Origin of the sequence: Dysgonomonas sp. Marseille-Q5470, assembly GCF_951230145.1 — a bacterium.
Lineage (GTDB): Bacteria > Bacteroidota > Bacteroidia > Bacteroidales > Dysgonomonadaceae > Dysgonomonas.
On record NZ_CATNVE010000005.1, the window covers coordinates 17,942 to 43,270 of the forward strand.

The following is a 25,329-nucleotide window of genomic DNA, read 5'->3' on the forward strand; positions in this document are numbered from 1 at the left end:
CCTTATCTACAGGGATTTTGTGTGAATTAATAAAAGCTTGAGGTATCTATGCGAAATCAATATGGTACCAGACCCCTCTATCAATTGCCGAAGACAAATATAAGCAATATTAATATTTAATAGTATTTTTGTTGGCAGATTTTATAAGTAAACTTATTTTTTTTAACCTAATTTAACCATAAATAATAAAGTCTTGAACAAATGCCAGCGATAGATACAGGGCATTGATACAATAGAGCCAAGAGGCTATGATATCCAGTATGGTTTTAGAACAAAGAAAGAGTTTATAGATATTCTTAACCGAAATATTGACATTTATAAAGAAGAATATGATCGTTTTCAAGAAAAGAAATATCCTAATGATTATTTTTAGAATATCTTTGAACTTTGAAACAGACAAATTACAGGTTGTACAAAATAATTATCAATAAATAAAAATAGAGACATGGGAAAAGTATTAATTATCGGAGCCGGAGGAGTCGGAACCGTAGTTGCACATAAAGTCGCACAAAACATGGATGTGTTTACCGAAATAATGCTTGCCAGCCGTACAAAATCGAAATGCGATGCTATTGCTGCGGCCATAGGCGGCAACAAGATACAAACAGCACAGGTAGATGCTGACAACGTGGAAGATCTGAAAAGATTATTCAATTCCTTTAAACCTGAACTTGTGATCAATGTGGCATTACCTTATCAGGATCTTACCATTATGGACGCATGTCTGGCGTGTGGGGTAAACTATCTTGATACTGCTAATTACGAGCCGAAAGAGGAAGCTAAATTCGAATATAAATGGCAGTGGGCATATCAGGATAAATTTAAAGAAGCCGGACTTACAGCAATATTAGGTTGTGGTTTTGATCCCGGTGTAACAAGTGTATTTACTGCTTATGCAGCTAAACATCATTTCGATGAAATACATTATCTTGACATTGTAGACTGTAATGCCGGAGATCATGGAAAAGCTTTTGCGACAAACTTCAACCCGGAAATCAATATTCGCGAAGTAACCCAAAAAGGCAAATACTGGGAAAACGGAGAATGGGTAGAAACCGAACCACACGAAATACACAAGCCATTGAATTATCCTGAAATTGGGCCAAAAGAATCGTATGTTATCTATCATGAGGAACTGGAATCTCTGGTAAAGAATTACCCTACCCTCAAAAGAGCTCGCTTTTGGATGACATTCGGACAAGAGTATCTTACTCACCTTCGTGTAATTCAAAATATCGGTATGTCGCGTATCGACCCTATTATTTACAATGGTGTTGAGATTGTTCCAATCCAATTCCTGAAAGCCGTGTTGCCTGATCCGGGCGAACTTGGAGAAAACTATAAAGGGCAGACTTCTATCGGATGCCGTATAAAAGGAATCAAAGATGGAAAAGAACGCACCTACTATGTGTACAACAACTGTTCGCACGAAGATGCTTACAAGGAAACAGGCACACAGGGCGTGAGCTATACCACAGGAGTTCCGGCTACCATAGGCGGTATTATGTTTATGAAAGGCCTGTGGCGCAAACCGGGTGTATTCAATGTTGAAGAATTTAATCCCGATCCGTTTATGGAGCAACTAAACAAACAGGGTTTGCCTTGGCACGAATTGTTTGATATAGATTTGGAAATGTAATAACAACGATATTAAACTTACAGCCCTACAAAGATTAATTTCTCGGTAGGGCTGTTTTATTTTACACCAAAAGGTAGACTTATATCAAGATTGTTTGGATTAACATATCTATATAATAGTTTTATTTTACACCAAAAGGTAGACTTATATCAAGAGGCAATTATTTAAGAGCAAAAAGCTTTTCAGCATTTTCTGTTGTTATTTGTCCAACCTCTTCGGCTGGCAAGCCATATATTTCGGCTAGCTTGGTTACAACATTCAATGTATAAGAAGACTCATTCCTTTTTCCTCTGTAAGGAACGGGAGCCAAATAAGGTGAATCTGTTTCGATGATTATAGAAGACAAATCCGTTTCTTTAAGAACGGTTGGCAATGTAGAATTCTTAAACGTGGCAACACCGTTGATACCTAACATAAAATTCCTCAACGAAAGAATCCCGTCAAGCTCTTCTACCGTTCCACCAAAACTATGAAATACTCCTCTTAGGTGCTGTTCGCCGACATTCTTAATGCAGGATATACATTCGGCTATTGCATCCCTTGAATGTATCGCTACTGGCAAATCATATTCGATACTCCAATGCAGTTGTTCTTCAAAAACCAGCCTCTGCTGCTCCTCAAAGGTTTTATCCCAATAAAGATCAATCCCGATTTCTCCAATTGCAATATATGTGCGTTTATGAAGCTCTTTTCGGATAATATCTAACTCCACTTTCCAGTTTTCACCTACACTGGTAGGATGCAACCCCATCATTGGTATACAGTAGCCTGCATATCGATCAGATATACTGTGTAAGCGATCTATAGAAGAAGCATCGATGTTAGGTAGCAATATTTTCTCTACTCCGGCTTGTTTTGCCCGTTTAATAACATCATCTATATCGTTGTCAAATTCTTCAGAATAAATATGTGAGTGCGTATCAATAATTCTCATTTCGATCTGTCTGGTTCTCAAATTTTTCTTTTTCTTCTTTTCTCAAATAATATACAACTCCGTACTCCTTGCACCTCTCCAAGCGTTCTTTTGGCGGCAAACCGGCAAAGGCTTTCTCTATCTGATTCCACACCAAAGTCAAAGTAGCGTCTATATCCTCGCGTTGCTGACTTAAGCTTTCCAGCTGGCGGGAAGTCGTATTTTGATATGTTTTTTGTGCAAAATATGCATCTTTAAATAACGAAAATGCTACGTTCACCCGGGCAATTGTAGGATTATAGATCGGCGTTCCTCCTTGCGAGATACGTGTCTGCTCACCTTTTATTATATTTTCACCCCAAAAGAGTAGCGAATCGTTGCTAGTAAGATCGGGCACAGTAAAATCGCTCGGATCAATCCCGTATAATTGTTTCACTTCTTTTTTTATCTCATTGCGGATAACACTGAAGTTGAAAACTTGTATAAAATGTGATATATACAATCTTGCGTTTTTTACTAATCGCTGAAATTTACGATTAGCGGTAGCCTGTACTTCGAGGCTATCTCGATATCTCACCTGAGCTGTTTCAAAGTTGCGTAGTAAATGTTGTAGTTTGTAAATATCCAGAGTAATTACATTCTGACTAAAAAATGTATTGCTCTTTTCTATTGCCGTTTTCAAAGCCCTTATCCGAGCATTATCAGTATTGGGTAAGCGTCTGTAAGGCATAGTTGTAATGTTTTGTGTTATGAAATTCTTGTCATGAGACTTTCGGCTAATTTATAAAGCTCTTTTTTCCGTGAGGCATCTATACTTACTTTGTCCAGACATGTCACTGCCTGCTTATAGTAATCATTTATAAGATCTTCTGACTTCTGTTTCAAATTCAGTTTATTATATATGGCTGTCACAGCTTTTATTTTCTCCGCAACATCATAATTCTCTTTATTAACCCAGCTAATCAGATCATCTTTCACTTCTTCGCTCAATAGAGCATTGATAAACAAGAAGGTTTTCTTATTACAAAGAATATCTCCTCCTATCTTCTTTCCAAAGTTGGAACTATCTCCGTAAACATCAAGCAGGTCGTCCATAAGCTGAAAACCGAGTCCTACATGAATACCATAATTATATAGATTTTCAGCATCCTCAGCCGAGGCTCCGGCAACGATAGCACCTTCCTTTAGCGAGCAAGCCAAGAGCACGGCAGTCTTCAAACGTATCATCTCCAAATATTCAGCGATAGTTACATCCATACGTTGTTCAAACTCCATATCATATTGCTGCCCGCAACATATTTCGGTTGCAGTAGTAGAAAATAAATCTAAAACAGGCTTTAAATATTGGGAGTCTATCTTTGCTATCTCCTTATATGCCTCTATCAACATAGCATCGCCGGATAATACAGCAGTATTGTCATTCCATTTGATGTGCACCGTTGGATTTCCCCTACGTATATCGGCTCTATCCATCAAATCATCGTGAAGCAATGTGAAATTATGAAATATCTCTATACCCAAAGCAATTGGGATTACACGTTCCACATCCTCCTTATACAGGTTGTAAGACATCAGGGCTAATGCCGGACGAACACGCTTTCCTCCTAATGAAAGGATATAAGATATCGGCTCGAAAAGAGACTTAGGAGCAGAACTGTATTCTATCTTTTTTATCTCTGTATTTACTATACTCAATATCTCATCAAAAGTATATAAAGAAGCCATGATTTCGTCTGGATTTTAGAGGTTGGACACCGTGATTTTTCGTGCGATAAATTTTGCTTATCTTGATCTCAACAAAGATAACTTTTTAGCTAGAAAAATCAAAATATTATAAAAACTGAATCTATCTAATCAAAAAAGTCCTATTTTTATGGTTCGGTAATAAAAAATGTATTATTAAATGAAAAACAATTATTTACTTATTTTTGCATGTCTCTCTATCATGCAGGCTTGTACGCCCAAGCAAGCCAACCCTGAACAAAAAGTTACTGCAGGAAACCCAATTGTCGAAGGATGGTATGCCGACCCTGAAGGCATAATCTTTGATGACAAATATTGGGTATACCCGACTTATTCTGCACCATATGACGAGCAAGTCTTTATGGATGCCTTTTCATCGCCAGACCTCGTAAACTGGACTAAACACGAACGGATAATCGACACAGCATCTGTCAAATGGGTTAAACGAGCCATGTGGGCTCCGGCAATTCTCAAAAAAGACAACAAGTATTTTCTTTTCTTTGGAGGGAATGATATACAAAGTGATAACGAGTACGGCGGTATTGGTGTAGCCGTTGCCGACAAACCGGAAGGACCATTCAAGGACTACCTTGGCAAACCTCTGATCGACAAATTCTATAATGGAGCACAGCCTATCGATCAGTTTGTGTTTAAAGATAAGGACGGTAGCTACTATATCTATTATGGTGGCTGGAAACATTGTAATGTAGCCAAATTGAATGATGACTTCACAGGCTTAGTTCCATTCGAAGATGGAACAATCTATAAAGAAGTAACACCCGAAAACTATGTTGAAGGTCCATTTATGTTTATACATAACAATAAATATTACTTTATGTGGTCGGAAGGTGGATGGACAGGCCCTGACTATAGCGTAGCTTACGCCATCGCTGACAGTCCGTTCGGCCCATTCAAACGCATAGGCAAAATTCTACAGCAAGATCCGAAAGTGGCTACAGGAGCAGGACACCACTCTGTGATACATGAACCGAAATCGGACAAATGGTATATCGTATATCATCGTCGCCCTCTCACCGAGACAGACGGAAACCACAGAGTTACCTGTATAGATGAAATGCAGTTTGACGAAAACGGATATATAAAACCTGTGGTTATCACCAACGAAGGAGTAAAAGCAAATCCTCTTAAATAATAATTAAATCTAAGTTATGAAGAAAACGTGTTTAGCTGTATTAACAGTATTACTGTTGGCTGTTAGTTGTACAGAAAAAGCTCCCGTAAGCAAATTGACTGAGTCGGGACTCGACAAAAAGAATTTTGAAACAGAAGTAAATGGTAAAAAAGTAGGCCTGTTTGTCTTAAAAAACACAAACGGAATGGAAGTATGTGTCACCAATTACGGAGGACGCATTGTTTCTGTACTTGTGCCGGACAAAGATGGCAATAAGAAAGATGTCGTAATCGGCTTCGACTCTATACAAGATTATATTAATGTACCCGGAAATAATTACGGAGCGGCAATAGGTCGCTACGGAAACAGAATCGGAAACGGAACTTTCGAACTTGACGGTGTAAAATATGACTTGCCTAAAAACAACTTTGGTCACACGCTACACGGCGGCGACAAAGGTTTTCATACTGTAGTATTCGATGCAAATCAAATAGATGATAAAACAATCGAACTGACTTATCTTTCGAAAGATGGCGAGGAAGGTTTTCCGGGAAACTTAAAGACCAAAATCACTTATACATTGAAAGATGACAACGCTATTGACATCAAGTACGAAGCTGAAACAGATAAACCAACAGTGGTAAATCTGACAAACCATACATACTTCAATATGGATGGAGATCCGGACTCAAAAAATACAGATTGGTTACTCATGCTGAATGCTGACAAATACACTCCGGTAGACTCTACATTTATGACTACAGGCGAGATACTTCCTGTAGAGGGAACAGATATGGATTTCCGCACACCGACTGCTATTGGTGCAAGAATAGACAATTATGACTTTGTACAGTTGAAAAACGGCAAAGGGTATGACCACAACTGGGTATTAAATACAGGTGGAGACATCAATAAAGTAGCAGCCACACTAGAATCGCCTAAAACAGGAATAGTATTGGAAACATATACTACCGAACCGGGGCTGCAATTCTATGCGGGCAACTTTATGGATGGTAAAGACAAAGGGAAAAAAGGCAAAGCGAATCAATACCGTGCTGCCGTTTGTCTAGAAACTCAAAAATATCCTGATACTCCGAATAAAAAAGACTGGCCTTCGGCAACTCTACGTCCGGGTGAAAAATATACCAGCGAAACAATCTATAAATTCTCTGTAAAGAAATAAGAGATTGAGCTTAAAGAATAAAAAAGAGAAAGATTTGATCTTTCTCTTTTTTTATATTAATCAGCTCATTACTGTTGATATACAATTAATTTCTCATCAATATTTTGTAGGCGTATAGTCGATGAGCTTTTCAAGCCTCTTTATATATACATGCAAGAAATATAGCGGTATTAATCCAAACACACAAAAAGAGCAGTCGATTAATCTCCACCAAAGAGGAAGCCCTCGTATTGTGCCACAAATTAAAGCTAAGGGAATAACTCCTGCACAAGCTATCATTGCAAAATATACAATCCAAATATTTCGTACAGGTTTGACGTAAAGACCAACAAAAGCCACAGCTATAACAAGGTGAGAGAATGCCAGCCAGTCTGTACCATAAGAAAGAAATGGGTAATTATGATTTGTGTCAATCACGCCATTCGTTACTGTAGCAATCCATCCTGTAAATCCTGTATACACATCGGGAGACACATCCAAAGATATACCAAGCAGACCGCATATAATTTTCAGTTCCGTCTCTATCGGAAATGCTGTTATCCCCCAAAAGAACAAAGCAAATATATAGAAGAGAACTAATACTCTAATTTTTAGGATCAATTTCTTCTCTTGTATTTGTATAGCTTCGTTTACTTTCATAGGGCAGGTTCTTTATTTCTTCCTTTTCTTGACGCTTTTCTTTACTTCTTTCGTTTCCTCTTTGTCAAATTCTACAGGCTTTACTTTCCACATCAAATCTAATATTTTTGCCTGACGCCTTTGTATATAAGCAGATGGTTTTGCCGAATTAAATCGGATAGGATTAGGAAGCGTTGCCGCTATCAGCGCAGATTCTCCTGCTGTAAGAGCTTTTGCCGATTTCTTGAAATTCACCTGAGCGACAGCCTCAGCACCATATATATTTTTACCCATCTCGATAGAATTGAGATAGACCTCCATAATACGTTCTTTTCCCCAGATATGTTCTATAAGGAATGTGTAATATACTTCCAGTCCTTTGCGAATATATGAATGACCCGACCAAAGGAAAACATTCTTCGCTGTTTGCTGGCTGATTGTACTTGCACCCCTCTGTCGTTTTCCTTTTTCAGCCTCATTCAGAGCCTTTTCTATCTGATCGAAATCGAATCCTGAATGGTCGAGGAATAAGTTGTCTTCAGAAGCTACTACGGCAAGCGGCAGGTAACCTGAAATCTTATCTATCGAAACCCATTTGTGATGGCAAACGACAGCTTCTCCTGAGAATAATTGCCCCATATTGTTCCATACCATCAACGGAGTATAGTATACAGGAACAAATTTGAATAAAACGACTTGAAATATACTGAACAGAAAAAGAAATATTACAATTCTTTTAGCCCATTTCAACAGTTTCTTTACCATATACGAAATTTAGTATAAATGCCTCACTTTGAACTGCAAAGTAAGTAAAAATTCAATAATTGAGGAAGTAATTAAGAATATATTTTTTAATGCTATTTTACCTTACCATACGAAGTATAACAAAGAATTCCCGCCCTCTTAGTTACAAATAATATCGAAAGCGTTCTGAATAATACAGTTTCCAACTACAAATTAAAAAGCCTCTTAAATTACATGAATTTAAAAGGCTCTTCAAACGATTGATTTACAAAATCAGTTATTATATAACTCCTTGTGCTATCATTGCCCGGGCTACTTTCATAAATCCGGCAACGTTGGCTCCTTTCACATAATTAATATATTCACCGTTGTCTTTTCCAAATTTGAGACATTGTCCATGTATATTTTTCATAATACCATGCAAACGTTGGTCAACCTCTTCGGCACCCCATTGTATATGCATTGCATTCTGACTCATTTCTAAACCCGATGTAGCAACGCCGCCTGCATTCACAGCCTTACCCGGAGCAAAGAGTGCATGCTGCTCGATGAAAAAGTCTACAGCTTCTGCCGTACAACCCATATTAGACACTTCGGCTACACATGTTACCCCATTAGCTATCAAAGCCTGAGCATCCTGAAGATTCAGCTCATTTTGTATAGCGCAAGGTAAAGCGATATCCACTTTTTCACCCCAAGGTTTTTTGCCTGCATGGAATACTGCATTCGGAAATTTCTCTGCATAAGGTGCTACAATGTCATTACCCGAGTCGCGCAACTCAAGCATATACTCTATCTTTTCACCACTCACTCCGTCTGCATCATATATATAACCGTCAGGCCCGGAGATGGTCACCACTTTTGCGCCCAGCTCAGTAGCTTTGAGTGTTGCACCCCACGCTACATTTCCAAAACCCGAAACAGCGACAGTCTTGCCTTTAATGTCTATATTTTTTGCTTTAAGCATCTCATTCACAAAATAGAGAGCGCCAAATCCTGTTGCCTCAGGACGTACCAATGAACCTCCGTATTCTAATCCTTTTCCGGTAAAAGTACCGGTATTTTCACGTGCCAGCTTTTTGTACATACCATACATATAGCCTATCTCGCGAGTACCCACACCTATATCTCCGGCAGGAACATCTGTATCAGGGCCAATATTGCGCCAAAGCTCAAGGATAAAAGCCTGACAGAAACGCATAATTTCGGCATTTGACTTTCCTCTCGGACTAAAGTCTGATCCTCCCTTACCTCCACCCATCGGCAAAGTAGTAAGTGCATTCTTAAACGTCTGCTCAAACCCTAAGAATTTGAGTGAAGAAAGGTTTACCGAAGCGTGAAATCTTAAACCTCCTTTATAAGGACCAATTGCATTATTGAATTGTACCCGATAGCCGATATTCACCTGAATATCGCCACGGTCGTCTACCCAAGGCACCTTAAATGTGAATATGCGGTCTGGCTCTACCAGACGTTCTATAATCCGGTTCTTTTCAAATTCGGGGTGTTGGTTATAAACATCTTCGATGGATACAAGCACCTCTTTTACTGCTTGCAAGAATTCGGATTCTCCTGGATGTCTTGCCTCTAAAGATGATAAAATGTCATTAATATTCATAATATAAAGGATTATGTCGGTTATTTTACTATACAAAAATATAAATAAAGAAGCTATTTATATCAATTTATTTTTAAAAAATTCATCTATAATAGCATGATTTATAACATATAATAATTTAACATTATCAAATTTCCAGAGATATTGTTTTAATTCTTATTTTTGTTTTCCACAACACTGAAAATCATGACTAATATTTACGAAATAGCGAATAAATTAAGAGCAGAATCAAAACATTTACCAATTAACAGAATAGAACTGGAAGATGCTTTGAACACATTGATACACCGTATACTATTCCCAATTTGCGATCAAGAGAAATCAAGAGAGAAAAAACTGTATTACTTTTACTCCATTATGGTGGAGAATATTTCGGCTTTGCTGGATAGGGCTCAAGCAGAAGAAACAGTCGGAAAATTCATTTCTCACCTGCCGGAACTACAAGACCAACTATATGACGAAGCGGAAGTATATTACAAAAACGATCCGGCTGCAAAATCGATAGAAGAGGTAATATTAACTTATCCCGGTTTTTTTGCGCAGGTAGTTTACCGTATATCGCATGAGTTCTACAAGATGAAAACGCCGATTATCCCTCGCTTATTTTCAGAATATGCACACTCGAAAGTGGGAATAGACATCAACCCCGGAGCAGAGATAGGAAAAGCTTTTTATATAGACCATGGCACAGGGATCGTTATCGGCGAAACAACAATCATCGGCGATAATGTAAAAATATATCAAGGCGTTACTCTCGGAGCTTTATTTGTGACTAAAGGATTGGCGAACGAAAAAAGGCATCCGACCATCGAAAACAATGTGGTTATATATGCAGGAGCTACAATCTTGGGAGGTAATACCGTTGTAGGACACGACTCTACCATCGGAGGTAATGCTTGGCTGACAAAGAGTGTGGTACCATATTCATTAGTACAGCAAAATGCAGAAATCAGGATACACAATACCCTAAAAACAGGTGAACATTTTCTGGATTTTAATATATAGTTCAAAGCAGCCAATATTAATACAATGAAAAAGCTTATTGTTTTAATTGCTTTTTTGGTTTTATACGCTTGTATGATTCATGCACAGCTCCCCATCCCTGAATTTAAATACGGGGTAGGAACTCTTTCAGGAAAGATACTCGGAAATATACCAAAAGAACAAAAAACTGAAACACTTAATATCCGAATAAATAGAATAGGCTTCGACAATATTGGCTCTGAAATACCAATTGAGGACGACGGTACATTTAGTTTCAACATACCTATATTTACAGTTAGCCTCTGCGTTATAGAATCTCCTATTTACAGTGGGCTTATATATCTGTTACCAAATGAAAATACAAAACTTAATATTTCTTTTGATAATAATGGCGAAAAGCACGTCAGTATAGAAAACAGCCTAAGTCCTCCGTTTAATTATATGGATATGGGAGGCAAGCTGCTGGAAATATGTATGAGTAAAGATTTTGGTGTAGATGTAAATGATTACAATATTACCCCTAACGAATATGCACAAATTAGTAAGAAAGCATTATCTAACATCCTAGAAAAGTTGGAAGAAAGAAATGACTTATCTGAAAACTTGAAGCTTATTATGGGCTGTGAGTTAAAAGCTCTTTTTTCTAATTTTTATATTTTAAACTACTCTCAAACAATAAAGAATAAATATAAGTTACATGAAGGCGAGAGTAATTACACGCCAACTGAGCCTGATATTTCGTATTATTCTATATTGAAAGACTTAAAGTTGAACAACCCATATTATCTATATTCGCCTTCTTATCAAATATTAATACAGAACTTACTAAATATCAATAACATTGGAATACCTCCTATTGAGATGTACTCTCTTGAGATATGGAAAGATAAAACAGACTCGATCGTAAAATATATTATTGATGATGATCATTCTTTTTTCGACAAGATGTTAATTTTAAATGCATATACAAAGCAATTGAATGAGTTAAAACCTCTGAGCGAATCGCAAAAAAAAGATATAAAATCTTATTACAAAGAAGAAGCTTTCTCTGAGATGTTATTTACGGAGAACAGTAAAGTAATAAAACTCATTCAATCCGATAGCTCTTCGAAAGATTTTAAGATTAATGAAACACCCAAAGTTTCAAAAGAACTGTTGATAAGCACAATATTACAAAAATATGAAGGCAAAGTTGTTTTCATTGACTTTTGGGCAACATGGTGTGGTCCATGTTTGAAAAACATGAAACAAATAGAGCCTGTAAAAAAAGAACTAACAGGAAAAGATGTTGTATTTGTATATATAACAAATCATACTTCTGTACGGAAGACTTGGGAAGAAAAAGTTTCGCAAATAGGAGGTGAACATTATTATCTGGACGAAAAAACATGGGATTATCTCAAAAATGATTTACAATTAATAGGAGTTCCTACCTATCTCATTTATGATAAATCAGGAGCACTGAAACATAAGAGTAACTCGATGGAGCCGAACAAAATGAGAAAGTGGATAAATGAATTATTGTAATACATTTTGAAATCCAAAGAAATAGAATAATAGAATATTTTTCGTACTTTCGTATAAAATAACTTTGTAGCTGAAAAAAAGCCAATGGAAGAAGTTCATAAAAGTCCGTCATCACTGATCAAAAGCACTTTTGTAGAGGCAATAGATACCCTATCAAAAGATTATCAAGGCAGCTCACTCACCGATGTATTTATTACTGTAGATAAAGAAAGTGGTGAAGTTGCATTCTATGATGATGAAGAGAACAAAGTCGCTGAAATCGTTATATTCGACTGGGTAGATAAAGTTGAAGAGTTGAGCGACGATAAGGTTATTTCTATTCTACGAGAAGTTACAGAAGACTTGGATAAAGAAGAAATGTTTTCATCTTTAGATTTATACAAGCCTTTTTCTGTAAATTATGCCGACGACAATCTTGAGGTAATAGAAGAGTTGTTGCTGATAAACGAAGATTCGACAATCAAGTTAGACAACGACCTGATGGAAAAGTTTGATCGTGAATTCGACGACTTCCTTAATAAGTTATTGAATGAGTAGAAGTTTTTACACCTCTACTCCTATCATCAGTTTCCCTTTTTCTACATAACTCATATCGGCCATCGACTCTACTGTAAATTCACCATTCTGATAAGTGACTTTACATACCGCTGCATTATCCAATGGCTTGGTAAATAATCTGTCGCCGCCCAAACTGAGAAGCATTGACAATATACTCATTCCGTGTGATATAACAAGGACATTACCATCTCCTTTTCGCATCTCCTTTTCGGCAATCTCTTTCAAACTAGCCTGAGTACGTTGTTCTACCTGAGAAAAATTTTCCGCCATGCCCAGCCTATCAATTTTCTTTATGGCATTCAACACATCTCTGTAATTGATTTTCTTTGCTAATATATCTTTATACATTACATCTACAGATGTGTAATGTAGATAAAGAGCCGCACTATTCCACATCGTATGATTGAAATCGGCTTCGAAACCACCAAAGCACGCCTCACGCAGTCCGGACAGTTCATATACAGGTATATCTTTTTGCCCTTTGGCTTCCAGGATAACCTCTACGGTTTGTCTTGTTCTGCGAAGATCACTACAATATGCGGTTCTAAATACCACATCATTGAGACCATGTCCCAAATAACGGGCTACATCAATCCCCTCATCAGTAAGAGGAGAATCACACCACCCTTGAACTCTATCAAGAGTATTCATCAACGTTTTGCCGTGACGGGCAACATATAATGTTATTTTCGAATTCATTTTTTCTTATTCCCAATTTATATAATCAGCAAAAGCCTTGTCAAACATATCCGGCTTTGCCACTTTACCATTCATCAAACAAACTACCTCTATAACAGCGTCGGCACACAAAGTGTTGTCGCCCACACGGATAATTTGTTGATGAAAAAGATACCGAAGACCTTTGCGCATGATCTTAACACTACACACAAATTCTTCCGATCCCCGCAAAGAATTCCTGTAGCTAATATTTACATTACGCACCACAGGTAGTATATTCGCTTCGGTAAGATCACGCAAACGCAGTCCACACTTCTCCATCAACTCGTGACGTGTAGCCTCAAAATAATGCAAATAAATAGCATTATTAACCACACCTTGCGAATCGCATTCATAGTCGCGAACTTTCATTTTGTTTTCAAATGTGAGTGCCATAAGCGTATCAGCTAATATTGCGTTATCTACTGTACAATATATTTACCCAAAATCTCATCAAAAATTTGAGGCTTTCCTACTTTACCATTCATCATACAGGCAATCTCAAACCGAGCTGTAGAACAAACTTTATTATCCCTTAAACGAACTATTTTCTGATTGAAAATATATCGAATTCCTTCTCTTTCGATAGAATCAACGGTACAAAGAAAGTCGTTGCTACCACGCAAAGAGTGCTTGTAGCGTATATATACACTCACTACTACTGCATCTACACCTTGCTGATGCAGCTCATAAAAATTAAGATTATGCTCTTCCAAAAATTCATGGCGCACAACTTCATAGTAATGTTGGTAATTCGCATTATTGACAATACCCTGTGCATCGCATTCATAGTCGCGCACCTTCATTGCCTGTTCGAATAAGGAATCTTTTATATTTGCCATTATTAATCTTATATTTCTCAATACAAAGTTAATATTATTCTCTTGGCATTAAAAATCACGATACTGCTATTTCTCTATTACATCCGAGTATCTTTTCTTAACATCTACATATTCACTTATTTGCTTAATATATTCGTCTACATCTTTTGCAGTACGCCAATCGGGATCGGGCATATGCTTTTTGATTTCTGCCCAATCTTTATTCTCAAAGTATAAAGAATCTATAGTACAGCCCTGCAAGTTTCTGAATGGACTTATAAATATATAGCCATCAAAGAAATCTTCCATGCGAAAATCATTGTAACACATACTGAAAAAACTATTATCGGATAGTTTGCCTAATAGCGTATCCTTCAGATCAAACCCGACAGGCTTATCATTATTCATAGCCATAATGGCTTCAATCGCACCATCTGCAGGAGATACCCAATTAACTTTTGATTTGTCTTTAGCTTGGAAAGGAAAGTGCAACATTATATTAAATATTTTTTGAGGATATTTCCGATAAAGCCTATTTCCGACAAAACCGGTGTCATAATCGCAAAAATTATCATTATTCATTTTTAGTATCGGCAAATAATACTTCGTAAAAACATGTACCGATCCCATATAGACAAGAGCCTTTTCCTGCTTAGCAATTATTTCTTTTTCTATAATCTTAGTTCTGAAATCATCCGGAGTTCCCAGATAAAACACCTTACTCATATTTTCAGGAGTTCGGGGAAAACTATATTTAGTCCAATCATACTGATAACTGAGATTAACGATCCTGAACTTCTTCTTGTCGGCAGGCAATGTCTTATTAAACTCCCAAACCTTTCTATATATATCTGTATACTCTTTATATGCCCACCCTACATTATAGTAAAACATCATATCCCGGGCAAGTTGCTCATTATACTCCTCTGCATTCATTAAAGAGTCTAATTTGTTTTGCATCTCAAAAGCTCCAAATTCCATACAAAGATTCGTCACTCCGTTTTCATACAGTCGGGGGATTAAATCTTTCACAAAGTCCAAATGATCTTTGACAGCATGATCTTCGCCAAGCAAAACCAGATCATAACGCTGAAACTTAGAGACAAGATACTGCGAAGGATTCATTCCTTTTTCTTGGATATAATTATATTCTGAATTATATAAGGTCTGGCTCTTCAAGAATGAAGAAAAAAGAACAAGAGCAAAAAGAAAGAGGCATTTGTTTTTCATGACATATACTGAATTAGTTTAAGTAAAACTAGTCATTTAACATACACATCATATCCAAGAGGATATAAATAATAATTCTTTATCTTCGCAAACGATTGCAAAAAAAACAAAGGCTGCTACTTCCGTAACAGCCTCTATCAATTTATTTTATAAGTTTACTTCTTTACGTTTTTCACCCACTCTCTTGCATTTACAAATGCTTCTATCCAAGGAGTAAAATCATCTCTACGATGTTCGAATGGCAGATATGCACATTGCCAAGGGAATAAAGAGCGTTCAAGGTGAGGCATAATAGCCAAGTGACGCCCATCCTTAGAAACAACACCTGCAATATCATAATCGGAACCATTAGGGTTACCCGGATATTCGCTGTAAATATATTTAGCTATAACATTGTATTCCGATTCAGCCTTTGGCATCGAGAAACGTCCTTCACCATGCGCTACCCATATACCAAGCTTACTGCCCGATAGAGAACCAAACATTACCGATTCGTTTTGTGGAACTTCTACGCTCACATAAGTAGATTCAAACTTATGAGAAGCATTATGTTCCATCTTAGGTTTCACATCATGGTCTGGATATACCAGCCCAAGCTCCATCATCAACTGACAACCGTTGCACACACCAAGGCTCAATGTATCTTTACGCTGATAATATTTGCGAAGAGTTTCTTTCGCTTTTTCGTTGTACATGAAACTTCCTGCCCAACCTTTAGCCGAACCAAGTACATCCGAATTAGAGAATCCTCCGCAGAATACAATCAGATTGATATCCTCAAGCGTTTCTCTACCAGAAGCTAAGTCTGTCATATGTACGTCCTTCACATCAAACCCTGCAAGATACAAGGAATATGCCATCTCACGTTCTCCATTAGTTCCTTTCTCTCTGATAATGGCCGCTTTTAGTCCGGTAGGTTTTACTCTGTCCGGATCGATACCAAACTGAGCAAATTTGCCTGTAAAAGATGGATTATAGTTAAACTGTAATGGCTGATTTTTATAGTTTTGGAAACGCTCTGTGGCTAATTTCTCTCCGCTTTGCTTTTTATCGAGCAAGTATGAAGATTCGAACCATACATCACGCAGCTCGTCTATATCAAATTCTTGAACAAACGCATCTTTCTGAATTACCAGTTTTCTCTCCTCTATTGGTCTGGCAATAATAGCAAAACCAATACCATAATCATCAAGGATTTTTTCTACCAGATGATGATGTTTTACCTGAATAAGAATACCCGGATTTTCGGAGAACAATACTTTTATTATATCTGCATGATGCAGCTTATCTAAGCGAGATTCAAGACCTCCCTGAGGATTTGCAAAACACATTTCAAGCATTGCGGTAACAAGACCTCCGGCTGAGATATCATGTCCTGCAAGTATCAATCCCCTGTCTATTAACTCCTGAACAGCGTTAAATGCATTTTTGAAATATTCAGTATCCTGAACGGTTGGCACTTCCTCTCCCAGCTTATTCATAGTCTGAGCAAAAGCAGAACCTCCAAGTTTGAAGGTATCGAAAGAGAAATCTATATAATAGAGGTATGTTCCCTTTATATATGCCAATATAGGAGAAACAATCTTGCGTATATTTTTTACTTCACCTGCTGCCGAAATGATCACAGTACCCGGTGAATATACTTTTTCGTCTCCGTATTTCTGTGTCATCGAAAGAGAGTCCTTACCAGTAGGAATATTTACTCCCAGTTCGCAAGCAAACTCAGAGCATGCTTCTACGGCTTTGTATAAGCGTGCATCTTCTCCCGGATTTTTGCAAGGCCACATCCAGTTAGCACTCAAAGAAACACCCTTCAACCCATCTTCGATAGGTGCAAATATTATATTTGTAAGCGATTCGGCAATAGCAAGCACCGAACCTGCTGCCGGGTCTACCATCGCAGCCTGAGGCGCATGTCCTATAGATGTTGCAATTCCTGCTTTTCCTTTATAATCTAAAGCCACAGCCCCAAGATCACTCAATGGCAACTGAATTTCACCTTGAGTTTGCTGGCGTGCAACTTTACCTGTCACCGAACGGTCAACCTTGTTTGTTAACCAGTCTTTAGAAGCAACAGCCTCTAGTTGTAGTACATTTTTTATATAGTCTTCAAGCCTTGAGAGATCATATTCCGGATTCGTATATTCTTCTTCAAGGGTATCGTCGCGCATTATTGTTTTAGGCGCTTTACCAAAAAAGTCTTCCAACTTCAAGTCTATCGGACGTTTTCCGTCAGCTTGTTCAAACACCAACTTCATATCGTTAGTGGTTTCACCTACTACGTACATCGGTGAACGCTCACGTTGAGCAATCCGTTCTATTTTGTCTACAGCTTCTTCGGGGATAAGCAAGCCCATACGTTCCTGACTTTCATTTCCTACAATCTCTTTCGAAGACAAAGTAGGGTCTCCCACAGGTAATTTAGATACATCTATCTTTCCTCCCGTAGCTTCTATGAGTTCCGATAAGCAATTCAAATGCCCTCCTGCTCCATGATCGTGAATAGACACGATCGGATTTTCTTTCGATTCTGCTAAAGCACGAATAACATTAGCTGCACGCTTTTGCATTTCGGGATTTGCTCGCTGTACGGCATTCAGTTCTATTCCGCTTGAGTACTGACCTGTATCAACAGAAGAAACAGCTCCACCGCCCATACCGATACGATAATTATCACCTCCCAGTATTACTACCTTTTCTCCAGGTTTAGGTTCGCCTTTGAGCGCATCGCGCTTGTTGGCATATCCTACCCCTCCGGCTAGCATAATTACTTTATCGAAAGCAAATTTCTTTCTGTTTTCTTCATGCTCGAATGTAAGCAATGACCCACAAATGAGCGGCTGACCAAATTTATTACCGAAGTCAGAAGCACCGTTAGATGCTTTTATCAATATCTCCTCGGGAGTCTGATATAGCCAAGGTCTTTCTTCAATTGCTTCCTCCCATGCTTTTCCTTTTTTGGTTCTTGGGTAAGAAGTCATGTAAACAGCTGTTCCTGCAATAGGCAAGGAAGCTTTACCTCCGCCCAGACGGTCACGTATTTCTCCTCCCGAGCCGGTAGCCGCGCCATTGAACGGCTCTACGGTTGTAGGGAAATTATGCGTCTCGGCTTTCAGTGAGATAACCGATTTGATCGGTGTTACCTCAAAATAACTTGGCTTGTCACCTTCTGTAGGAGCAAACTGTTCTATTTGAGGCCCCATATTGAAGGCTACATTATCTTTATATGCCGAAACTAATTTGTTCGGATTGGTTTGAGATGTCTTTTTTATCAGTTTAAATAAAGAACTTTCTTTTTCTTCACCATCAATGATAAATGTTCCATTAAATATTTTGTGGCGGCAATGCTCTGAATTCACCTGAGAGAATCCAAAAACCTCGCTATCTGTCAACTTGCGCCCCAATCGTTGGCTTACACTGTTCAGATATTCAACCTCATCTTCGCTTAAGGCTAAACCTTCCTGCTGGTTATATGCTTCGATATCATCTATTTCTATAATAGGTTCCGGCGTCTTATCTATTGTAAAAATACGCTGATTAAGTCCATTATATATACGTTGGAGCATAGAATCATGCTCTGCATCGGTACCTGCGACAGGAAAAAATTCTTCGATACGCACGATTCCCTCTATTCCCATATTCTGGGTAATTTCCACAGCATTTGTGCTCCATGGGGTTATCATCTCGCGGCGGGGACCAACAAAAAAGCCTGAAACTTCATCAGAATCAAGCATAGTTGCACCACTGAATGCCCATGTCAGGCGTTGGATAAAATCATCGTTGAGGGTGGAGCTTGTTTGAACAGCAATAATGTTCCCGGAAGGGGTTTGAAAGAAAGAAACCATATTTTTATTTCAAGTTAATGATTGACTTATAATAGGCATACAAAGGTAATGAAAACTGACAATATATAGAAAGAAAAAGGAAAAATAGCAAACGCCTTTTATTACAGCTTTATAATATACATATTAAACCTTTGCAGTAAAGCGAAGGCTTAATGATAGAACCTTAAAACGAAGACGGTTCTATGCAAACTTAACGTTTAACTTCGGAGAAAAATGGGCTATTAAAGACGATTATCGCTTGATATTTGGGTTTTGATCTATACGTCGGTAAGATATTATGAGATTAATAGCAGGAACTGATAGTCGGTATGGGAAAGATATTACTCGGAATAGAACACAACAATTATCAGTTTGCTCTCAATTACCACCACGGTTTATATAATATTGTATATGACCAATATCCTTTATACAACAGAACCCTAAAGCTGAGTGCTACATATTTCTTTTAACAGACAGAGCCAAATATAGATTTAAGATAAAAGATTAATACTATATTTGTATTTCAAAATTAAGCACTACAAATATTTAGTTATTTATAATATTTAATTCAGGCATGAAAATCGCGATTGTTGGTACAGGTTATGTAGGTCTTGTCACGGGAACCTGCTTTGCTGAAATGGGAACAGAAGTTTTTTGTATTGATATCGATCAGAACAAGATAGATAAACTAAAGAATGGTATCATTCCTATTTTCGAGCCGGGACTTGACGAAATGGTAGAACGCAATCATAAAGCGGGACGCCTAAATTTCACGACCGAGCTTAGCTCTATCCTCAACGAGGTTGATATTGTATTCTCAGCAGTAGGCACACCTCCCGATGAAGATGGGAGTGCAGACCTGAAATATGTGCTTGATGTAGCACGTACTATTGGACAAGAACTAAACAAATATATGGTTATTGTAACCAAAAGTACAGTACCTGTAGGCACAGCCAAGCTGATAAAGAAAACCATTCAGGAAGAATTAGACAAAAGAGGTTTAACGGATCTGAAATTCGATGTGGCTTCAAATCCTGAATTCTTAAAAGAAGGTGCAGCCATTACAGATTTTATGCAACCAGACCGTGTTGTAGTTGGTGTTGAGTCTGACGAAGCCAAGCAATTAATGGAAAGACTGTATAAACCTTTCACATTGAACAACTACCGCATTATATATACCGATATTCCTTCGGCCGAGATGATAAAATATGCAGCGAATGCTATGTTGGCTACCCGAATCAGTTTTATGAACGATATTGCTAATATGTGCGAAATTGTAGGTGCTGACATCAATATGGTACGAAAAGGAATCGGAGCAGATGTGCGCATCGGTTCTAAGTTTTTATATGCCGGATGCGGATATGGTGGAAGCTGCTTTCCAAAAGATGTAAAAGCACTTATACATACAGCTCAAAATCTGGGCTATGAAATGAAAATCCTTGAGGCGGTTGAAGAAGTGAATGAGTTCCAGAAGAAAATTCTCTTCGAGAAACTAATGAAATACTATGATAACGATATAAAAGGAAAAACTATTGCCGTATGGGGATTAGCATTTAAACCCAAAACGGATGATATGCGTGAAGCGCCATCGCTAGTTATCATTGATAAGATTTTAGAAGCAGGAGGAAAAGTTAAAGCTTATGACCCTGTAGCAATGGAAGAGGCTAAACGAATTCTAGGCGACAGTATTACATACGCAAAAGATATCTACGATGCTACATTAGAAGCGGATGCGATATTAATGGTTACCGAATGGAACGAGTTTCGCTTACCTACATGGGAAGTAATAAAGAAAACCATGAAGAAACCTGTCGTTTTTGATGGAAGAAATATATACAACAAACAAGAGATGAACGAAATAGGATTTGACTATTTCGGTATTGGTATAAAATAAAACAAATGATTACTGTAGAAGGAATAACTAAAAGTTTTGGCTCGCTTAAAGTTCTCAAAGGCATAGATCTTCATGTAGAAAAAGGGGAGATAATATCGATTGTAGGTGCTAGTGGAGCCGGAAAGACGACCCTTCTGCAAATTATAGGGACACTGGATAAGGCTGACAGTGGTACAGTATACATTAATGGACAAAAACTGAACTCACTAAGAGATAGCCAACTGTCTGATTTCAGAAACAAAAACATTGGATTTGTATTTCAGTTCCATCAGCTTTTACCCGAATTTACAGCGTTGGAAAATGTAATGATACCTGCACTGATAGGAAAGGTTAAGGATTCTCAGGCAAAGCAAAAAGCAAAAGAATTACTCGACATGCTGGGCTTAGCCGATAGACTTGGACATAAACCAAATGAACTATCGGGAGGCGAAAAGCAACGTGTTGCTGTAGCACGTGCCTTAATTAATAATCCCGCGATTATCTTGGCTGATGAGCCGTCGGGTAGCCTCGATACAGAGAATAAAGAAGAACTACATCAATTATTTTTTAAGCTTCGCGATACATTAGGACAAACATTCATTATAGTAACTCACGACGAAAATCTGGCTTCTATAACAGACAGAACCGTACATATGAAAGATGGTCAGATCTTTGACCCTTTAAAAGAATCTATTTAAAGAAATGAACCTTTCCTCTGATAAACGTATTTATCAGATTGCCCTCACCCTCATTCCGGGAGTGGGTGATATTACTGCTCGCAATCTTTTACAGATTATGGGTGACGAGGAAGCTATATTCAAAACAAATAGAAAAACTCTGATCGCAAAAACAGGAATCTCTCATAAGCTGGTTGATGGCATACTCAATCCTGAAGTTCTTATAAAAGCAGAAAAAGAACTCTCTTTTATAGAGAAGAACAAGCTCAAAACTTACTTCATCAATCAGACGAACTACCCTAAACGACTGAAAGAGTGCGCAGACGCTCCTATCTTATTTTATTTTGAGGGAGATATCGATTTCAACACAGAGAAGATAATAAGCATAGTAGGAACAAGAAACTCCACAAATTATGGCAACAGTTTTTGCGATACTTTTCTGGAAGAAATTGCGCACCTGCTACCTAACACCTTAATTGTAAGCGGACTTGCTTACGGAATAGATATTAATGCACATAGAGCCGCTCTGAAACATAATTTGCCGACAATCGGGATACTGGCTCATGGCTTAGATAGAATATACCCGCACGTACACAAGCAAATAGCTCGAGAAATGGTCGCTAAAGGAGGGCTGCTTTCTGAATTCCCAAGCAATACAGAACCCGACCGATACAATTTTGTAAAAAGAAACCGGATAGTAGCAGGCATTGCCGATGCTGTTATTGTTGTTGAGTCTGACGTAAAAGGGGGGTCGTTGATTACGGCGGAAATTGCGAATTCATATTGTAAAGATGTGTTTGCCGTTCCGGGAAAAATGACTGATAAATATTCTCAAGGATGTAACAAGCTTATCTCGTCACACAAAGCCGATCTATTCCGATCAACAGAATATTTCCTGCAACAAATGGGTTGGGATAACGAATCGCCCAAAAAGAAGAAAGCACCTATCCAACAAAGTCTTTTCACCATATTGACAGATGATGAACAAGCCATCGTTAATAAATTATCAGAAAAAGAATCTATACATATCGATCAGTTAGCCAGAGAGCTTGGTGTTCCGGCATACTCACTGTTTTCTACATTATTGGAGATGGAGATGAAAGGAATGATAAGAACACTCCCGGGAAACTTATATACGATATCGTAACTAGAAATCCTTTAGATTAGCCATATTCCACAAATTAAGATAGGTGGCTTTAGTAATATCTACCACTTTCTCATAATTAATTTTATCAGCATGATCGGTCGGCTTATGATAATCTTCATGCAAATCGGTATTGTAAAATATAACAGGTATCTTCCTCATCGAAAAAGGAATATGATCGCTTCCTCCGGGAGAATCATCCATAGAGCGAAAATCGGGAACCAGATTCAAATTATATGCGGCAATATCGTTCTGCAACCATTCTTTAAACACAGGTTTCTCAGGAGAGAAAAAACATGCTACATAATTATAATCAGCCTCCGTCTTATTTCTACCAATCATATCGCAATTGATATAGCCTCTTATTTTAGGAGCAGTGAGTAAAGGAAAAGTTATGTTCTTGGAGTAATCTTCAACAAAATAAGATGAACCCAATAAGCCCAATTCCTCCCCATCCCACAAAGCAAAAATCACAGTGCGCAATGGTTTTTCGCCCGAAGCCACAAAAGCTTTTGCTATCTGCAAAATCGCCGATGTACCCGAAGCATTATCATCGGCTCCGTTGTATATACTGTCATTCGTTTTGTTTGCTTTTACACCTATATGATCGTAATGTGCACCAACTATCACAACCTCATCCTGATACTTACCCGGGATATATCCCAATACGTTGCGCATCTTTAGAGAAGGATAGCGATCACTTTCGAAAGGTTGATAATAAGTATCTCTCCAAGGCTTAACGCCGACTTTCAGAAGTGTACTTTGTATATATTCTGAGGCCTTCAAACCACCCAATTCGCCGGCTTTACGCCCCTCTAAACTATCACTAGCCAAAACCCCTATATACTCCTTTGCCTTTTGCAAAGTTATTTCTGCCAGACCTTTTTCTTTAGGTGTTTGTGCAAATAAAGAAAATGGCATAAAAAAGAGTGCAACAAGGATAAGTTTCAGCCTCATAATTTAATATGTTTTTAAGTTTGCTAAATTCCAGAGGTTAAGATAAGCAGCTTTCGTTATTTCGACAAGTTTATCCCAATTTATTTTATCGGCATGATCGCTCGGTTGATGATAATCGGGATGTCCGTCTGTATGATACCAAATCACAGGAACATCTCTTTTTGCGAATGAAGCATTGTCACTACCGCCAATAGGCTTATCCCAAGGGCGATAATTAGGCTCCAAACCTAGTCCGTATGTCTTAATATCGCTCTTCAGCCATTCTCCAAACTGAGGATGTGCTTCGGTATAGAAATACACGACATACTTTGGTTTCTGCTCGTCATTGTTTCGTCCAATCATATCAAAATTAACATATCCTTTAATATCTGATGCGAAAGGGCATGTCTGCATAAAATACTCCGAGCCTAACAGTCCCAGCTCTTCACCATCCCATAGTGCAAAAATAATTGTACGCTCGGGCTTTTCTCCACTCGCAAGAAATGCTTTCGCTATTTGCAATACAGCAGAAACTCCCGAAGCATTATCATCGGCTCCATTATATATCTTATCCCCATCAAGGAATTCATCCATACCCAAATGATCGTAATGAGCACCCATTAAAACATATTCATTCTTATTTTTACCTTCAACATACCCCAATACATTCCTTAACTCTAGCTTACGATGAGCCGGAAGTTGACTATACTTCTGAATAGAATCGGGATGAACAGAAAAACGCACTCTTTTTTGTCTCTCGGGACTATATGCTTCAAAAGGCTGGAAATAAGAATCCTCATTCAGAGGTTTAAGCCCCATATCTTGCAATACAGACTTCACATATTCTCCGGCAACACGTCCACCATGCCTACCTGCCTCTCTGCCTTCTACAGCATCGCTTGCCAGAAAGCCAATATATGCTTTTGCGCTTTCTTTATTAATTGTTGCAAAACCTTTCTCTTTCGTTGACTGAGAAAATAAAGAAATAGATATAAATAATAAAAAAGGAAATATTGTCTTCTTCATATCAGTGTAATCCTAAAACCATATTGGCTACAATAATTAATAATACGACGATGGTTATCGCCACATACATATAATCTTTCTCAATAAGAAAGCCTATCACCGAAAATGCTACACGCAAAATAGGCGTGGCAATGAGCACACAAACACCTAATTGTATGATGGCTGCACCATCAAACTCTAATACTCGAGGAATAATCGTTGACAACTCACGTAGATATTGAGAGACTCCCGGAAAGGGCTGATCATCGGGTGTAGGTTTATAATGCTCGATAGACAAACCGTGATTTTGGAATAAATAGATCAGACCTCCAAATACGGTAATACCACATGCTAACATAACTCCATATCGCAGCAACTTGCCAATAAGAAGCTCCATGTCTCTTTCTTCCCAAAACTCTTTAGAAAAAACTTTCTTCATCTTA

General features: G+C 38.0%; 23 protein-coding genes. 9 read left to right on the top strand and 14 right to left on the bottom strand.

All coding sequences use genetic code 11. The features are described 5' to 3' along the window. Window positions 1-445 precede the first annotated feature (445 nt). On the top strand, window positions 446-1,639 hold the full coding sequence (locus tag QOX35_RS10070) for a saccharopine dehydrogenase family protein (RefSeq protein ID WP_135103691.1): 1,194 nt from the start codon (window positions 446-448) through the stop codon (window positions 1,637-1,639). Between the two features lie 160 nt (window positions 1,640-1,799). On the opposite strand, the gene QOX35_RS10075 is transcribed toward QOX35_RS10070, so the two are convergent. Genes QOX35_RS10075 through QOX35_RS10085 form a run of 3 tightly spaced genes read right to left on the bottom strand, consistent with a single transcriptional unit; the run spans window position 1,800 to window position 4,277 of the window. Further along, window positions 1,800-2,573, bottom strand: coding sequence for a TatD family hydrolase (locus tag QOX35_RS10075; RefSeq protein ID WP_283686789.1), 774 nt, complete (start codon window positions 2,571-2,573; stop codon window positions 1,800-1,802). Further along, window positions 2,560-3,282 (bottom strand): hypothetical protein, encoded by a 723-nt coding sequence (locus tag QOX35_RS10080; RefSeq protein WP_283686790.1) that lies wholly within the window; start codon window positions 3,280-3,282, stop codon window positions 2,560-2,562. Before QOX35_RS10080 ends, QOX35_RS10075 begins: the two co-directional genes overlap by 14 nt. A 17-nt stretch (window positions 3,283-3,299) precedes the next feature. Beyond that, window positions 3,300-4,277 (bottom strand): polyprenyl synthetase family protein, encoded by a 978-nt coding sequence (locus QOX35_RS10085; protein ID WP_283686791.1) that lies wholly within the window; start codon window positions 4,275-4,277, stop codon window positions 3,300-3,302. 178 nt (window positions 4,278-4,455) lie between these two features. On the opposite strand from QOX35_RS10085, the gene QOX35_RS10090 reads away from it, so the two are divergent. Both QOX35_RS10090 and QOX35_RS10095 read left to right on the top strand, forming a co-directional pair. Beyond that, a complete protein-coding gene (locus QOX35_RS10090) occupies window positions 4,456-5,448 on the top strand; it encodes a glycoside hydrolase family 43 protein (protein ID WP_252639192.1) in 993 nt (330 codons plus the stop codon). 16 nt (window positions 5,449-5,464) lie between these two features. Further along, a complete protein-coding gene (locus QOX35_RS10095; RefSeq protein WP_283686792.1) occupies window positions 5,465-6,610 on the top strand; it encodes an aldose epimerase family protein in 1,146 nt (381 codons plus the stop codon). 96 nt (window positions 6,611-6,706) lie between these two features. Here QOX35_RS10095 and QOX35_RS10100 read toward each other — a convergent pair whose 3' ends face one another. The 3 genes from QOX35_RS10100 to gdhA all read right to left on the bottom strand — a co-directional run bounded on the left by QOX35_RS10100 (window position 6,707) and on the right by gdhA (window position 9,590). Continuing rightward, entirely contained in the window at window positions 6,707-7,249 is a 543-nt protein-coding gene (locus QOX35_RS10100; RefSeq protein WP_283686793.1) for a hypothetical protein, read from the bottom strand. Window positions 7,250-7,261: 12 nt separating this feature from the next. After that, window positions 7,262-7,993: a monofunctional biosynthetic peptidoglycan transglycosylase gene (gene mtgA / locus QOX35_RS10105; RefSeq protein WP_283686794.1), complete on the bottom strand. Its 732-nt coding sequence runs from the start codon at window positions 7,991-7,993 to the stop codon at window positions 7,262-7,264. A gap of 259 nt (window positions 7,994-8,252) precedes the next feature. Then, window positions 8,253-9,590, bottom strand: a complete 1,338-nt coding sequence (gene gdhA / locus QOX35_RS10110; RefSeq protein WP_006842266.1) for an NADP-specific glutamate dehydrogenase — start codon at window positions 9,588-9,590, stop codon at window positions 8,253-8,255. A gap of 186 nt (window positions 9,591-9,776) precedes the next feature. Between gdhA and epsC the strand changes: the two genes are divergently transcribed. The 3 genes from epsC (at window position 9,777) to QOX35_RS10125 (ending at window position 12,638) form a co-directional block, all read left to right on the top strand. Continuing rightward, a complete protein-coding gene (gene epsC / locus QOX35_RS10115; RefSeq protein WP_283686795.1) occupies window positions 9,777-10,595 on the top strand; it encodes a serine O-acetyltransferase EpsC in 819 nt (272 codons plus the stop codon). Window positions 10,596-10,619: 24 nt separating this feature from the next. After that, window positions 10,620-12,101: a TlpA family protein disulfide reductase gene (locus tag QOX35_RS10120; protein ID WP_283686796.1), complete on the top strand. Its 1,482-nt coding sequence runs from the start codon at window positions 10,620-10,622 to the stop codon at window positions 12,099-12,101. 84 nt (window positions 12,102-12,185) lie between these two features. Then, complete coding sequence (locus QOX35_RS10125; RefSeq protein ID WP_135103681.1) at window positions 12,186-12,638, top strand: hypothetical protein; 453 nt, start codon at window positions 12,186-12,188, stop codon at window positions 12,636-12,638. A 6-nt stretch (window positions 12,639-12,644) separates the two neighbouring features. Here the strand turns inward: QOX35_RS10125 and QOX35_RS10130 are convergent, their stop codons facing one another. The 5 genes from QOX35_RS10130 to purL form a co-directional block, all read right to left on the bottom strand. Next, window positions 12,645-13,358 carry a histidine phosphatase family protein gene (locus QOX35_RS10130; RefSeq protein ID WP_283686797.1) on the bottom strand — a complete coding sequence of 238 codons (714 nt, stop codon included), beginning with the start codon at window positions 13,356-13,358 and terminating at the stop codon, window positions 12,645-12,647. A gap of 6 nt (window positions 13,359-13,364) precedes the next feature. Next, window positions 13,365-13,772, bottom strand: coding sequence for an acyl-CoA thioesterase (locus tag QOX35_RS10135; protein ID WP_135103679.1), 408 nt, complete (start codon window positions 13,770-13,772; stop codon window positions 13,365-13,367). 26 nt (window positions 13,773-13,798) lie between these two features. Then, window positions 13,799-14,218 (bottom strand): acyl-CoA thioesterase, encoded by a 420-nt coding sequence (locus QOX35_RS10140; protein ID WP_283686798.1) that lies wholly within the window; start codon window positions 14,216-14,218, stop codon window positions 13,799-13,801. Window positions 14,219-14,284: 66 nt separating this feature from the next. Next, complete coding sequence (locus QOX35_RS10145) at window positions 14,285-15,427, bottom strand: ChaN family lipoprotein (RefSeq protein WP_283686799.1); 1,143 nt, start codon at window positions 15,425-15,427, stop codon at window positions 14,285-14,287. Between the two features lie 155 nt (window positions 15,428-15,582). Continuing rightward, window positions 15,583-19,272, bottom strand: a complete 3,690-nt coding sequence (gene purL, locus QOX35_RS10150) for a phosphoribosylformylglycinamidine synthase (RefSeq protein ID WP_283686800.1) — start codon at window positions 19,270-19,272, stop codon at window positions 15,583-15,585. A gap of 553 nt (window positions 19,273-19,825) precedes the next feature. Between purL and QOX35_RS10155 the strand changes: the two genes are divergently transcribed. The 3 genes from QOX35_RS10155 to dprA are packed head-to-tail and all read left to right on the top strand — an operon-like array spanning window position 19,826 to window position 22,948. Next, window positions 19,826-21,145: a UDP-glucose dehydrogenase family protein gene (locus QOX35_RS10155; protein ID WP_283686801.1), complete on the top strand. Its 1,320-nt coding sequence runs from the start codon at window positions 19,826-19,828 to the stop codon at window positions 21,143-21,145. A gap of 5 nt (window positions 21,146-21,150) precedes the next feature. Beyond that, entirely contained in the window at window positions 21,151-21,822 is a 672-nt protein-coding gene (locus tag QOX35_RS10160; protein ID WP_135103674.1) for an ABC transporter ATP-binding protein, read from the top strand. A 4-nt stretch (window positions 21,823-21,826) separates the two neighbouring features. Then, a complete protein-coding gene (dprA, locus tag QOX35_RS10165; protein ID WP_283686802.1) occupies window positions 21,827-22,948 on the top strand; it encodes a DNA-processing protein DprA in 1,122 nt (373 codons plus the stop codon). Here the strand turns inward: dprA and QOX35_RS10170 are convergent, their stop codons facing one another. From QOX35_RS10170 to QOX35_RS10180, 3 genes are read right to left on the bottom strand one after another with little or no spacing between them, the layout of a single operon-like run. Further along, window positions 22,949-23,902, bottom strand: a complete 954-nt coding sequence (locus tag QOX35_RS10170; RefSeq protein ID WP_283686803.1) for a M28 family metallopeptidase — start codon at window positions 23,900-23,902, stop codon at window positions 22,949-22,951. 3 nt (window positions 23,903-23,905) lie between these two features. Beyond that, window positions 23,906-24,907, bottom strand: a complete 1,002-nt coding sequence (locus tag QOX35_RS10175) for a M28 family metallopeptidase (protein WP_283686804.1) — start codon at window positions 24,905-24,907, stop codon at window positions 23,906-23,908. Between the two features lies 1 nt (window position 24,908). Continuing rightward, on the bottom strand, window positions 24,909-25,325 hold the full coding sequence (locus tag QOX35_RS10180) for a DUF1634 domain-containing protein (protein ID WP_283686805.1): 417 nt from the start codon (window positions 25,323-25,325) through the stop codon (window positions 24,909-24,911). Window positions 25,326-25,329: the final 4 nt, after the last annotated feature.